This window comes from Kribbella sp. NBC_00382, from assembly GCF_036067295.1.
Lineage (GTDB): Bacteria > Actinomycetota > Actinomycetes > Propionibacteriales > Kribbellaceae > Kribbella.
In genome coordinates this window covers 2,807,907-2,820,131 of the sequence record NZ_CP107954.1, presented here as the reverse complement: position 1 = coordinate 2,820,131, position 12,225 = coordinate 2,807,907, and the positions used below count along the sequence as shown (strand labels likewise).

At 67.6% G+C, this 12,225-nt stretch carries 13 protein-coding genes; 8 read left to right on the top strand and 5 right to left on the bottom strand.

Annotation, left to right across the window (positions count from 1 at the left end):
- The first annotated feature begins 7 nt into the window (after positions 1-7).
- The 5 genes from OHA70_RS13870 to OHA70_RS13850 all read left to right on the top strand — a co-directional run bounded on the left by OHA70_RS13870 (position 8) and on the right by OHA70_RS13850 (position 6,155).
- Positions 8-643 (top strand): DUF624 domain-containing protein, encoded by a 636-nt coding sequence (locus tag OHA70_RS13870; RefSeq protein WP_328332404.1) that lies wholly within the window; start codon positions 8-10, stop codon positions 641-643.
- A 58-nt stretch (positions 644-701) separates the two neighbouring features.
- Positions 702-2,192, top strand: coding sequence for an MFS transporter (locus OHA70_RS13865; protein ID WP_328332402.1), 1,491 nt, complete (start codon positions 702-704; stop codon positions 2,190-2,192).
- 251 nt (positions 2,193-2,443) lie between these two features.
- Positions 2,444-4,930, top strand: coding sequence for a Tex family protein (locus OHA70_RS13860; RefSeq protein ID WP_328332400.1), 2,487 nt, complete (start codon positions 2,444-2,446; stop codon positions 4,928-4,930).
- Between the two features lie 218 nt (positions 4,931-5,148).
- Complete coding sequence (locus OHA70_RS13855) at positions 5,149-5,550, top strand: VOC family protein (RefSeq protein ID WP_328332398.1); 402 nt, start codon at positions 5,149-5,151, stop codon at positions 5,548-5,550.
- 104 nt (positions 5,551-5,654) lie between these two features.
- On the top strand, positions 5,655-6,155 hold the full coding sequence (locus OHA70_RS13850; RefSeq protein ID WP_328332396.1) for a GNAT family N-acetyltransferase: 501 nt from the start codon (positions 5,655-5,657) through the stop codon (positions 6,153-6,155).
- A gap of 339 nt (positions 6,156-6,494) precedes the next feature.
- On the opposite strand, the gene OHA70_RS13845 is transcribed toward OHA70_RS13850, so the two are convergent.
- Positions 6,495-7,271 carry a GNAT family N-acetyltransferase gene (locus OHA70_RS13845; RefSeq protein WP_328332394.1) on the bottom strand — a complete coding sequence of 259 codons (777 nt, stop codon included), beginning with the start codon at positions 7,269-7,271 and terminating at the stop codon, positions 6,495-6,497.
- 161 nt (positions 7,272-7,432) lie between these two features.
- Positions 7,433-7,858, bottom strand: a complete 426-nt coding sequence (locus OHA70_RS13840) for a helix-turn-helix domain-containing protein (RefSeq protein ID WP_328332390.1) — start codon at positions 7,856-7,858, stop codon at positions 7,433-7,435.
- 66 nt (positions 7,859-7,924) lie between these two features.
- On the opposite strand from OHA70_RS13840, the gene OHA70_RS13835 reads away from it, so the two are divergent.
- From OHA70_RS13835 to OHA70_RS13825, 3 genes are all read left to right on the top strand, one after another.
- Complete coding sequence (locus tag OHA70_RS13835; protein ID WP_328332388.1) at positions 7,925-9,142, top strand: MFS transporter; 1,218 nt, start codon at positions 7,925-7,927, stop codon at positions 9,140-9,142.
- Between the two features lie 396 nt (positions 9,143-9,538).
- Positions 9,539-9,739 carry a hypothetical protein gene (locus tag OHA70_RS13830; RefSeq protein WP_328332386.1) on the top strand — a complete coding sequence of 67 codons (201 nt, stop codon included), beginning with the start codon at positions 9,539-9,541 and terminating at the stop codon, positions 9,737-9,739.
- A complete protein-coding gene (locus tag OHA70_RS13825; protein ID WP_328332384.1) occupies positions 9,736-10,050 on the top strand; it encodes a hypothetical protein in 315 nt (104 codons plus the stop codon). The genes OHA70_RS13830 and OHA70_RS13825 overlap by 4 nt, the downstream gene beginning before the upstream one ends.
- Before the next feature lie 161 nt (positions 10,051-10,211).
- Here the strand turns inward: OHA70_RS13825 and OHA70_RS13820 are convergent, their stop codons facing one another.
- The 3 genes from OHA70_RS13820 to OHA70_RS13810 form a co-directional block, all read right to left on the bottom strand.
- The gene (locus tag OHA70_RS13820; RefSeq protein WP_328332382.1) at positions 10,212-10,967 is read right to left on the bottom strand and encodes a hypothetical protein; all 756 of its coding nucleotides are present in this window, start codon (positions 10,965-10,967) and stop codon (positions 10,212-10,214) included.
- Positions 10,960-11,109 carry a hypothetical protein gene (locus OHA70_RS13815; protein WP_328332380.1) on the bottom strand — a complete coding sequence of 50 codons (150 nt, stop codon included), beginning with the start codon at positions 11,107-11,109 and terminating at the stop codon, positions 10,960-10,962. The genes OHA70_RS13820 and OHA70_RS13815 overlap by 8 nt, the downstream gene beginning before the upstream one ends.
- A 313-nt stretch (positions 11,110-11,422) precedes the next feature.
- Positions 11,423-12,184 carry an oxidoreductase gene (locus OHA70_RS13810; protein ID WP_328332378.1) on the bottom strand — a complete coding sequence of 254 codons (762 nt, stop codon included), beginning with the start codon at positions 12,182-12,184 and terminating at the stop codon, positions 11,423-11,425.
- Between the last annotated feature and the right edge of the window lie 41 nt (positions 12,185-12,225).

Sequence of the window (12,225 nt, the reverse complement as noted above, 5' to 3'; positions counted from 1 at the left end):
AGAACGTGTGAGCGAGACCGGTGGAGCCGGCCGGACCAACGCCGTGCTGTCGAAGCTGTCGGTGGTCGGTGACCTGCTGATGCTGCAGCTCGTCTTCCTGGTCCTCAGCCTCGGCATCGTCACGCTCTACCCGGCGGCGTTCGCGTTCCAGCGGGTGCTGCCGGACGCCCTCAGCCAGGAGCATCCGCAGCTGCTACGGCGCTTCTTCCGGCAGTTCAGGTGGGCCTTCCCGCGATTCTGGCTCTCCGGCCTCGCCCTGTACTTCGGCAGCATCGCGCTCGCCTTCGGCCTGTTCTTCTGGGCGAACGCGAACGGCCCGATCCGGATCGTCGCGCTGGTCATCCTGATCCCGCTGACCGGAATGATCATCGGGCTGTACCTCAGCACGCTCGCCGTCCTGCCGGCCGCGGCTGAGGACAGTACGCCCAAGAGTCTCTTCCGGGAGGCCAACCTCTTCCTGCTGCGGCGGTCGCTGGCGGTCGCCGGTGGCGTGGTCGGTTTGTTCACTTGGTTCGCTTTGGTTAGTCAGTTGCCGACCCTGTTCGCGATCGGCTCCGGGCTGGTTCCGGCGCTGATCGGCTACTGGATCTCGCGCACTAGGACCGTACCGGCGAAAAAAGATTCGCCGGACGTGTCAATCTGACCCCTTCTGGTTCGACGTAGAGGTGTAAGGCCCCTACCGGACCAGAAGGAGTACCCCGATGTACGCGACGACCGACACCCTGGCGACGACGCCGGCCACGCAGGGCGGCCGCTCGCGCTGGCTTGCTCTCTATGTTCTCTGCGCGGGCATGCTGATGATCGTTCTCGACGTCACGATCGTGAACGTGGCGCTGCCGGCCATCCAAGACGATCTCGGCTTCAGCAGCTCCAGCCTCGCGTGGGTGGTGAACGCTTACCTGATCGCCTTCGGCGGGCTGCTCCTGCTGGCTGGCCGGCTCGGCGACCTGCTCGGGCGGCGGACCATCTTCGTCAGCGGGCTGATCGTCTTCACCGTGGCCTCCGTCCTCTGCGGGCTCGCTTCTTCTTCGACTGTCCTCATCGCCGCCCGGTTCCTGCAAGGGGTGGGCGGAGCGCTCACCTCGGCCGTCATCCTGGGCATGATCGTGACGCTGTTCCCCGAACCGCGGGAGCAGGCCAAGGCGATCGGCGTCTTCGCCTTCGTCGCCTCGGCCGGTGGCTCGATCGGCCTGCTGGCCGGTGGCGTGCTGACGCAGGCGATCAGCTGGCACTGGATCTTCTTCGTGAACCTGCCGATCGGGATCGTCACCGCTCTGCTGGCTGTTCGTTGCATCGAGAAGGACAAGGGGCTCGGGTTCGGGCGCGGTACCGACGTACCGGGTGCTGTGCTGATCACCTCGGCGCTGATGGTCGGCGTGTTCACGATCGTGAAGCCGGCCGCTGAGCTGGGCTGGACCGCTCCCCGGACCATCGCGCTGTCGCTGCTGACGCTGACTCTGCTGGCCTGCTTCATCGTCCGGGAGGCGACCGCCACGAACCCACTGGTGCCGTTGCGGATCTTCCGGTCCCGGACGCTGACCGGGGCCAACCTGATCCAGGCGCTGTCCTCGGCGGGCATGTTCGGGATCTTCTTCCTCGGGTCGCTCTACCTGCAGCGCGTACTCGGGTACGACGCCCTGGAGATCGGGCTGGCGTTCCTGCCGACGACGCTGGTGATGGGGTTGCTGTCGGTGAAGTACTCGGAGAAGCTGGTGATGCGCTTCGGCCCGCGCCGGCCGCTGATCGGCGGGCTCGTCCTGATCGTGGCCGGGCTGGCGCTCTTCACCCAGGCACCTGTCGACGGCAACTACTTCATCCACGTGATGCCGGTACTTTTCCTGCTCGGACTGGGTGGCGGCGTCTGCTTCCCCGCCCTGATGGGCCTGTCGATGGCAGACGTGAAGCCCGAAGACGCCGGCCTCGCCTCCGGCCTGATCGGCACCATGGGCGAGGTAGGCGCCGCCCTCGGCCTGGCCGTACTGGCCACCCTCTCAGCCACCCGCACCGAGACCCTGACCGCCGCCGGCAAGCCCGCCCTCGACGCCCTGACCAGCGGCTTCCACCTCTCCTTCGCCGTCGCCGGTCTCCTCGTCGCCATCGCAGTAGTCATCGCCTGCACCCTGATGCGCCCCACCCGCTCCACGGCCGCTGAGGCCAAGGGCGACGAAGACCTCGTACTCGACGCCGCCTGACCCACCCAGCCACCAGAACTGGTGTGCTTGAACACCAAACGGCGACCTTGAACAGGTAATAACTTGTTCAAGGTCGCCCTTTGGTGTTCAAGGTCGCCAGTTCTGGGCTCGGTGGAGCACTGGGGCCGGGGGAGTTGTCCACAGGGTGGGGGCGGTGGTCGTGTTGTGTCGGGGGGATAGGGAAGGATGTGGGGTGCGGCGAGCGGGGCAGAATGCTCGTCTGTCATCGGATGTAGAGGGGATGCGGGACAGTGGCATTGCAGTCGATCGAGCAGAGGATCGCTGACGAGCTGGAAGTCGGCGTGGGCCAGGTCCGGGCAACCGTCGGGCTGCTGGACGAGGGCTCGACGGTGCCGTTCATCGCGCGGTACCGCAAGGAAATCACCGGCGAGCTCGACGACGCGCAACTGCGCACGCTCGAGGAGCGCCTGCGGTACCTGCGCGAACTGGAGGAGCGCCGGCAGACCGTGCTCGAGTCGATCGAGAGCCAGGGCAAGCTGGACGACGCCCTGAAGGCATCGATCCTCGCGGCGGAGACGAAGTCGCGGCTGGAGGACATCTACCTGCCGTTCAAGCCGAAGCGCCGGACCAAGGCGATGATCGCCCGCGAGGCCGGGCTGGAGCCGCTCGCGGACGGACTGCTGTCCGACCCGAGCGTGCCGCCACTGGCCGCGGCGACGGTGTTCGTGAACGACCAGGTGGCCGACCCGCAGGCAGCGCTCGACGGCGCCCGGGCGATCCTGGTCGAGCGCTTCGCCGAGGACGCCGACCTGATCGGCGAGCTGCGTGAGCGGGTCTGGTCGCGCGGCCGGCTCGGCTCGAAGGTGCGCGAGGGCAAGGAGACCGACGGCGCGAAGTTCTCGGACTACTTCGACTTCGACGAGCCGTTCACCAAGATGCCGTCGCACCGGATCCTGGCGATGTTCCGTGGCGAGAAGGAAGAGGTCCTCTCGCTGACCATCGAGCCCGAGCCCGCGGGGGCCGAGGAGCTGGACGGCCCGACCGAGTACGAGGCGACCATCGCCCGCAAGGTCGGCGTGGAAAACAAGGGCCGCCCGGCCGACCAGTGGCTGGTCGAGACGGTTCGCTGGGCGTGGCGGACGAAGATCCTGGTCCACCTCGGCATCGACCTGCGGACCCGGCTGCGCCAGGCCGCCGAGGACGAGGCGGTCCGCATCTTCGCGTCGAACCTGCGTGACCTGCTGCTCGCGGCACCGGCCGGCACGCGCGCCACGATGGGGCTGGACCCAGGCTTCCGTACCGGCGTCAAGGTCGCCGTGGTCGACGCGACCGGCAAGGTCGTCTCCACCGGGGTCATCTACCCCCACGTCCCGCAGAACCAATGGGACCGGTCGATCGCGACGCTGGCAGCGCTGGCCGCCGCACACAAGGTCGATTTGATTGCTATTGGCAACGGTACGGCGTCGCGTGAGACCGACAAGCTGGCGGCCGAGCTGATCGCCAAGCACCCCGAGCTCAAGCTGACCAAGGCAGTCGTGTCGGAGGCAGGGGCGTCTGTGTACTCCGCCTCCGCCTTCGCGTCGGCCGAGTTGCCCGGGATGGACGTCACGCTGCGCGGCGCGGTGTCGATCGCGCGCCGGCTGCAGGACCCGCTGGCCGAGCTGGTGAAGATCGACCCGAAGTCGATCGGCGTCGGGCAGTACCAGCACGACTTGCCGGAGGCCTCGCTGTCCCGTTCGCTGGACGCGGTCGTCGAAGACGCGGTGAACGCGGTCGGGGTCGACCTCAACACCGCCTCCGCGCCGCTGCTGACCCGGGTCTCCGGGATCACCCAGGGGCTCGCGGACAACATCGTCATCTACCGCGACCAGAACGGTCCGTTCAAGTCGCGGACCGCGCTCAAGGAGGTACCGCGGCTCGGGCCGAAGGCGTTCGAGCAGGCGGCCGGCTTCCTCCGGATCCCGGATGGCGCGGACCCGCTGGACTCGTCGAGCGTGCACCCAGAGGCGTATCCGGTGGTACGGCGGATCATCGACGCGACCAGCACTGATCTGAAGTCGCTGATCGGCTCGCCCGCGTTGAAGGCGCTGAAGGCGGCGGACTTCGTGGACGACATGTTCGGCCTGCCGACGGTGACCGACATCCTGGCCGAGCTGGAGAAGCCCGGGCGCGACCCGCGGCCGGCCTTCAAGACCGCGACCTTCGCCGAGGGTGTCGACAAGATCGGCGACCTGAAGCCCGGGATGCGGCTGGAAGGCCAGGTCACCAACGTGGCGGCCTTCGGCGCGTTCATCGACATCGGTGTGCACCAGGACGGTCTGGCGCACGTCTCGGCCCTGTCGAAGAACTACGTCAAGGACCCCCGCGAGGTGGTCAAGCCGGGCGACATCGTCAAGGTGAAGGTCCTCGAGGTCGACATCCCGCGGCAACGCATCTCCCTGACCCTGCGCCTCGACGACGAGGTAGGCGCCCAGACCTCCGGCCCCCGCACCGGCGAAGGCCGCTCGGCCCGCTCCGGTGAAAACCGTAGCGGCGGCCCAGGCGGTTCCGGCGGCGGCCGTGGCCCGGGCGGCTCTGGCGGTGGCCGTGGTCCGGGCGGTTCCGGCGGCGGAGGCCGCGGCCCGGGCGGCGGCGGTCAAGGTCGCGGCGGCCAAGGCGGCGGTCAGGGCCGAGGCGGTCAAGGCGGCCGGGGCAACTCGCAGCCGGCCAAGGACGTCCCGATGGACGAAGGCTCCCTCGCCGACGCCTTCCGCAAGGCAGGCTTCACCGTCCGCTGAGCATCAACCAGGACCGGCTGGCAGGCTTCACCGTCCGCTGACCCAGAACCGAACAACCGGCCGGCACCCCTCGCGGGTGCCGGCCGGTTTGCTTTGGCGGGCCCGCCCGCCCGGTTGTCGCGGGTGGGCCCGCCGGTTTCACGGGTGCCGGCCCGCCTGGTTGTCGCGGGTGCCGGCCGGTTTGTTTGTTCGTGGTTGTGGATGATCTTCTGACTGGTATGCATCTTGAGCAGTTTGCGGTGATTGTTGATGACTACGACGCCGCTATCCGGTTCTACGTCGATGTGCTGGGGTTCGAGCTGGTCGAGGACTCGCCGTCGGTCACCAACGACGGGCGGCCGAAGCGATGGGTTGTTGTGCGGCCCCCTGGTGCGACGACCGCGTTGCTGCTCGCCAAGGCTGACGGTGAGCGGCAACAGCAGGCGGTCGGCAATCAGTTCGCCGGGCGGGTGGGCCTGTTCCTGCGGGTCGACGACTTCGAGGACACCTACGGCCGGATGCGTCGGGCGGGAGTTCAGTTCGTCAACGAACCGCGGGACGAGCCGTACGGCCGCGTGGTCGTCTTCGTCGACGTCTCGGGGAACCGCTGGGATCTCCTCGGCCCCAACCCCCAGACCTGACCGCACCCCGTTCGCGCCGGAGCCTGTGTGCGATGGGTTAAATCGGTCGCTGGGCCAAGGGTGCGCGCCGTACGTTGCCTGCTAGGTCGACGGAAGGTGCTGGGGTGCTGGAGATCAGGGCGATGGAGGACGGGGATCCGGTGGTGATCTCGGCGGCGTTCAGTGCGTTGGGGTGGCCGGGGCGGACGGTGGAGCGGTATGAGAAATTGCTCGGACAGCAGCGCGCTGGGGAGCGTGATGTCTTTGTGGCGACCGTGGACGGGGAGCTTGCGGGGTATGTGACCTTGACCTGGGAGCCGGCGTACGACCACGGGGCCGGCATACCGGAGGTACAGGATCTCAACGTGTTGCCGACATTCCGGCGGCAAGGGATCGGGAGTGCGTTGATGGATGCGGCCGAGGCGCGGGCTGCGGAGCGGTCGAGTGTGGTGGGGATCGGGGTCGGGTTGTACGCCGACTACGGGAGCGCTCAGCGGATGTACTTCCGGCGCGGGTATCTGCCGGACGGACGCGGGCTGATGTACGACTGGAAGCCGGTGCCGCCCGGTGAGATGGTGCGGCTCGACGACGACGCGACGTTGATGTTCACGAAGTCGCTGAGGTAGCGGGGTAGATCATCTCCGCAGGTGGGTTCGCGGTACGACGGGCAGCTTCTGGGCCAGGAACGGGATCTGCAGGGCCAGCACGAAGTTCTTGAAGTTGTCGAGGAAGTTGGCCGACGCGGTCGGCGCCGTCGTGCGGTAGGGCAGGCGCGGGAGGTTGTTGTCCCGCTCGACAGGACATAGTCACCGGTCGGTGGCAGGGCCACGCGTGCGGTGGTGGCCGGGAGGGCAGTTTGGCGGACTATCTCCTGTCGAGCGGGACAACCGCCCGCATGAAAAGCGTGGTGCTACGAGCGCCGGGGGTACTAGCGCAGATCGGCGAGGTGCTGTGAGCGTTGGGGTCTAGCGCAGGTCGGCGAGGTGGCCGCCGGGGTCGCCGAGGTGGACTGCTGTTGCCTTGGGGTCGTAGCCGAGGCTGCGGTAGAGGCGGTCGGCGCCGTCGTCGCCGGGGGTGAGCCAGGCGAGGGTCGCGCCGCCGAGTTCGAAGGCTTGCTGGGTCGCGTACGCCGTGGCGAGCGCGCCGAAGCCCTGGCGTCGATGCGAATGCAGGGTGCCGACGCCGGCGACTTCGGTCACCCCGTCGGCGATCGCAGTCCATGCAGCCGTCGCGACCGGTACGCCGTTCTGGCGGATCAGCACGCTGGCGCCGTTGACCGGATCGGGTTGGAACGGGTTCGCCGCGTCCGTGGTCTCGTACGCGTCAGCAGCTACTGCGTCGGCCTCGGACTGTTCCTCAACTGAGGTGATGACGGAGGCGGTGATGCCTTCGGGGAAGTCGGGGAGTTTGAGATTGGCGGGCTCGACCACCAGCAGCGGCGGGCGCGCGGCGATCGTCATACCGTGCGCAACGAGGGCATCAGCAAGGCCGGGGTTGGCCTCCTCGACCAGCTCGACGTGCAGCCACCGCCCCTCGGCGGCGAAGGCCTGGCGAATCGTGTCGAGAGCCCACGACACTTCCTCGGGATCGAAGGGCGTCCCTGGATCAGCCGCGACCGCACTGGACAAGAACCAGACGTCCTCGTCATGCAGCATCCCGACCAACGGCCCGGCCACGATCTGCCGACGCGACCTCCCCAACCCCACCATTTGAGCGGACGCGATCCGCGCAGCAATCTCCACCACTCGACCCTAGCCCCACCCCCAACCAACGGCCCGCCAATTGCCACCCCCGCCCAATCCCCGCACCTACCGGCGCCGCCAGTCAGCCAACTCCACGGGGGCACCGTACTTTCGCCGAGCTGCTCGACAAGCGGTGCTCGACGTCGGGCGAGTTGGCCAGCTCAGGTTTTGTCTGCCAGGAGGAGGAGGTCGAGGAGGCGATCCAGGTCGGCTGTGGTGGGGTCGCCGGGCAGGAGTTCGGTGAGGCTGTCGATGGCTGCGGTCAGGCGGCGTTCGACGGAGCGTTTGGTCGCGCCTTGGGCGGCTGCCAGGTCGGCGATGACTCGGGGCGCGCGAGGTGAGGCGGCCAGTAAGTCGGCGGCTACCGAGGGGGCGGGAGCAGCGGGAGGCGTTTCGTCGACGATCGTGAGTTGTAGCTGCGCGCCGAGGGCGGTGGCCAGGCGGTCGAGGGCGGCGACGGTGGGGTTGCCGCGGCCGTTCTCCAGGTTGGCGATGTACGGAACGGAGAGTCCCGCGTCGACGGCGACGGAGGCGATCGTGCGGTTGGCCGCCTTGCGGCGGTCTCTCAGTTCGGCGCTCAGGTCCACGCCCGCAGACTATCTCCACAGAACACTGTTGCCAAGAAGTGTCGCAGGAGGATAGTTTTCATCGCCGTGAGGATCCTCAGGAACGGCGACTTCAGGCGGCTCTGGATCAGCGGCGCGATCTCCGGTGTCGGGTCCTGGCTGCTGGTGGTCGCGATCCCGGTCCACGTGTTCCAACTGACCGGCTCGACCGCCGCAACGGGGCTCACGGTGGCCCTGGAGGCCGTACCCGCGTTGATCGTCGGACCATGGGCAGGCGTACTGCTCGACCGCTGGAACCTGTCCCGCGCAATGTGGTTGTCCGATCTGGTCAGCGCGGCCGCCGTCGCCTTGATCCTGTTCGCCGATTCCGCCGACCGCATCTGGCTCGTATACGTCGCAGTACTGGTCGAAAACCTGGCAACCATGGTCTTCAGACCCGCCGCCCGCGCACTCACCCCAGCCGTGGTGGGGACCGGCGAAGGACTGGCGGCAGCGAACTCGCTCACCGCCTTCTCCGGCAGCGTGATCCGCCTGACCGCCCCACCCCTCGGCGCACTCCTCCTGACCGGACCGGGAATCACCTTCGTCCTACTCCTCGACATCGCCAGCTACTTGTTGTCGGCGGCGATCATCGCCACAATCCGCCACCGCCGAATCACAACAGAAACCCAGCTGGACAAGGGATTCCAGGCACTCAAAGAAGGCCTCCGAGGAGTAGCCCGAAGCAAGATCCTCTCCGGAATCCTGATCGCCAACGGTGTGTTCCTGACCGCCAACGCCGGCGCGACAGCACTCCTGGTTCCTTTCACCGTCGAGCGACTAGACGCGCCCGGGCAAACCGTCGGCTATCTGATCTCAGGACTCGGCGCAGGCTTCCTCCTGGGCGCTGCACTCAGCCCAAAAGCCCTTACCTGGTTGAGCATTCGCGACCTGCTCATCGTCACCCAGCTCGCCCTCGGCGCAGCATTCTTCGCCCTCTTCAATTCCCCGAGCGTGCCTCTAGCGATCGCCGCGACCGCACTGATCGGCTTTCCCGGCAGCATCCTTCTGATCACCGCCGAAACCACCATCCAACGCGTCGCCCCCACCGACCTGCTCGGCCGCATCGGTTCACTCTTCTTCGCGATGGACTCCCTCACGGTCGTGATCGGCGCGCTCGCCGCCCCAGCCCTCACCAAGCTCATGGGCCTGCCAATCACCCTCAACGTGATCGCAGCGTTCGCAGTACTAGCCGCGCCGGTGACGCTGTTCGCAGTGCCGGCCCACCCGGCGAAACTCAGCCGACCGAGGCACCCGGCACCGTGACGACGCGCTACGCAGTGTAGTTGCGGCCCTGGTCGTAAGTATTTGCGGACAACCCGTGCGAAGGGAATCCTGCGGCCGGATCCGATCACCACCGGACAAAGGTTCGGAGCGTGGCCGGACGTGTGCTCGGAGTTACCAGGAAGTCCTACATTTAACGCTGGAAACTAATAGCGGGCGGTTGTTCGAATCGTTATTGGCAAATTACTGCAAACATTCTTGACAGGCCATAAAGCCAGACCCTTCCCGGAACCGCTCCCAGTGCTCTGACCAGCGGTTTCGCACGGAGCGTAAGGCCTCTGTAAAGGTCGTTGCCAGTCTATTCCAGGGCCCGGCTTTATACGGTGTTCTTTCCTTATGCCCAGCGTCGGGCAGCCCCCTCGAAGTGAAGGACCACCGATGACCGAGTCGATCGAGATCCCCGCCTCGCACCGCCGCGTGCGGGTCTGGTTCGGCGCCACCACGATCGCCGATCACATCGCCGACGTCGACCACGCGGCGCAGTACGAAGAGGCCATGCGCCGCCGGTTCGCCTCGCTGCGAGTGACCAGCGAGCCGGTTCTCGTCGACGCGGTCGGCGCGCCGGAGCGATCGCGATGACCACCCGTCCGACGCTGCTCGGCTACGTCCGGGCCGACGCGCTCGGCTGCGCCGAGGAACTGGCCGCGGCCACGAACTCGCTCGCCGCGTTCGCCAGTGCCGAGGGATTCACCCTCGGCACGGTGTACACCGAGCGCGACGCCGCCGAGTCCGCCGCGTTCCACGCGCTGCTGGACGAAGTGAAGCGGACGGACGTACGAGCGGTAGTGGTACCGACGCTCCAGCACCTCGGAGCAGCCGGCGCACCGGTCGGAATGCAGCAGCACCTCGAGTCCCACCAGGCGCACGTCTGGACGGTCGACGCGAGATAACCCCATAGCAAGCGGAGCTGGCGTCTTGACCCCTGCATCGGCGCCGGTTCCGCTCTCCACCTCCACAGCTGCACCGGAAACTCGGGCGGTAGTGGACAAATCAAGGCCCCACCGGCTGCTACCGGTGGGGCTTTGTCGTTGCACCAGACGAACAGCAGAACTCAAGCGGTGATCGTGTAGCCGTACCGCTTCATCTGGGCGGCCACGCCATTGGTGAAGATCCCCGTCTGCGGGAGCCCGAACTTCAGCTGGACCCTCCGCATTATCTGTCCGAAATGCACATGCCAAGAGGTCCCGGGCGGCGGCACGGTCTCGTGCTGACTGATCGCGGCGACCTTCGGATGCGCCGCCCAGGCGACCACCCGGGCCCGATCGGCGGCCCATGCGCCGGTCATCACGTCATGAGTCCGCGCGTAGGCCATCGCCCCGAGCGAGATGGACGAGTCCGGTACTGCGGGCGGCGGTACCGGGTGTGCCTTGAGGTAGATCTCCCAGGTCATCCCGTAGTACCCGGCCGGCCCGTCGTCCTTGCCGCGGTTGGCCAGTCCGTTGCGCTTGCGCTTGTACTCGAGTACCTGAGCCGCCGCGCCGCGAGACAGGTCCTTGTCCCCGATCGCGATCGCATGCACGTGGTACGGCCAGCGGCCCTGGGCCGGCGTGCGGAGCCAGGCGGCGAACCCGACCTGCCGCAGCGCGAGCACGATCGCCCGCCGCTGGGCCGGAGTCTGGCTCACCACGCCGACGTCGACCGCGCCGCCACCGTCATGGGTGCCGGCCGATGCCTCGACCCCGCCCTTGTTGTACGAGCCCTGCAGATACTTGAACTTCGAACGGTGGATCTTCTCGGCCGCGATCAGCATCGCCACGGTCCGCTGGTTCAGCAGCGTGTCCCGCCAGACGATCCTTGCCTCAGGCATCTATTTTCCCGACCTCGACCCGACCGGCCTCGGAGGCGCCGATGATCAGCTCCGCATCCTCGGCGGCGCCGAGCGCCTCCAGCTCGTCCAGCTCGGCCTCGGTCAACTCGTCCTCGTGGATCTCGTCGAAGACGTCCGTCATCGCATATCCCTCCCCCTGACGCCCGCAGCCTCCCCCGGCCCCGGAATCGCCTTTCAGGTTAGGGCGGCCCGGTGTCATCCGTCCATGACCGTTCGGCCACCGGGTGTACGAGAAACGTCAAGTTTTCCGACCGGTGGTGTGTGAGCGGCGGCGACTGGGGTACGAGTAGATGATCCCGCGGTTCAGTCGGCCCCATTCGGGCATGGGTGGTGCTCACCGAGCCGCGAGTTCTCCCACTGAGGGGCGGGAGAACGACCGACGGCGGCGGGCGTATCCCACGATGCGCCCGCCCCTGGCCGTCACCCGAGGACCGTCAGGCGGCCAGGCCCACCGAGGCGCCGCCGTCCACCAGCAACTGCGTGCCGGTGATCCACTCGGCCTGGTCGGAGACGAGGAAGCCGACCGCTTCGGCGATGTCGGTGGGGATGCCGGCGCGGCCGAGCGGAGTACCGGCTGTCATTGCTTCGAGTGGAATGCCGGCCGCGTCGGCGATGTCCTGGCGGATCTTGTCGGCGCCGGGGGTGAGGACGTTGCCGGGGATGACGACGTTGAGGCGGACGCCCTGGGGAGCCAGCTCGGCGGCGAGGGTCTGGCTGTACTTCTCCAGCGCGGCCTTCGCTGCCGCGTAATGCGCGAGCGCGGGAACGACCTCGAGCGTGACGGCCGACGAGATGTTGACGATGGCGCCCTTCGACTCGAGCAGGTTGGCCAGCAGGCGTGAGGTGACCCAGACCGAGCTCAGGTACGACGTGCTCAGCGCGGACTGCCACTCGTCGTCCGGGATGGAGGCCGCGCCCTTCGGATGCGCCTGACCGGAGGCCGCGTTGTTGACCAGGATGTCGAGCTTGCCGTCGAAGTGGTCGAGGGTCCGCTCAGCGAGGTGGGTCGCGCCTTCCGGCGTACCGAGGTCTGCCTGGACGTAATGGACGCCGGCCGGGAGGTTGTCGACCGGCGTGCGGGAGGTGGTGACGACGGTCGCGCCGCCGGCGAGCAGCTTGGCGACGATCGCCGCGCCGATGCCTCGGGTGCCGCCGGTGACCAGTGCGGTCTTGCCTTGCAGTGAGTAATTGACCATGCGGTCCAGTAAAGCCTTTCAGGACCGATCGGTCAAATAAG

Excerpts from the sequence above, each read along its gene's own strand:
- OHA70_RS13865 (WP_328332402.1), top strand. The coding sequence starts at position 702 with ATGTACGCGACGACCGACACCCTGGCGACGACGCCGGCCACGCAGGGC.
- OHA70_RS13855 (WP_328332398.1), top strand. The coding sequence starts at position 5,149 with ATGCATCTTGAGCAGTTTGCGGTGATTGTTGATGACTACGACGCCGCT.
- OHA70_RS13830 (WP_328332386.1), top strand. The coding sequence starts at position 9,539 with ATGACCGAGTCGATCGAGATCCCCGCCTCGCACCGCCGCGTGCGGGTC.
- OHA70_RS13825 (WP_328332384.1), top strand. The coding sequence starts at position 9,736 with ATGACCACCCGTCCGACGCTGCTCGGCTACGTCCGGGCCGACGCGCTC.
- OHA70_RS13820 (WP_328332382.1), bottom strand. The coding sequence starts at position 10,967 with ATGCCTGAGGCAAGGATCGTCTGGCGGGACACGCTGCTGAACCAGCGG.
- OHA70_RS13815 (WP_328332380.1), bottom strand. The coding sequence starts at position 11,109 with ATGACGGACGTCTTCGACGAGATCCACGAGGACGAGTTGACCGAGGCC.
- OHA70_RS13810 (WP_328332378.1), bottom strand. The coding sequence starts at position 12,184 with ATGGTCAATTACTCACTGCAAGGCAAGACCGCACTGGTCACCGGCGGC.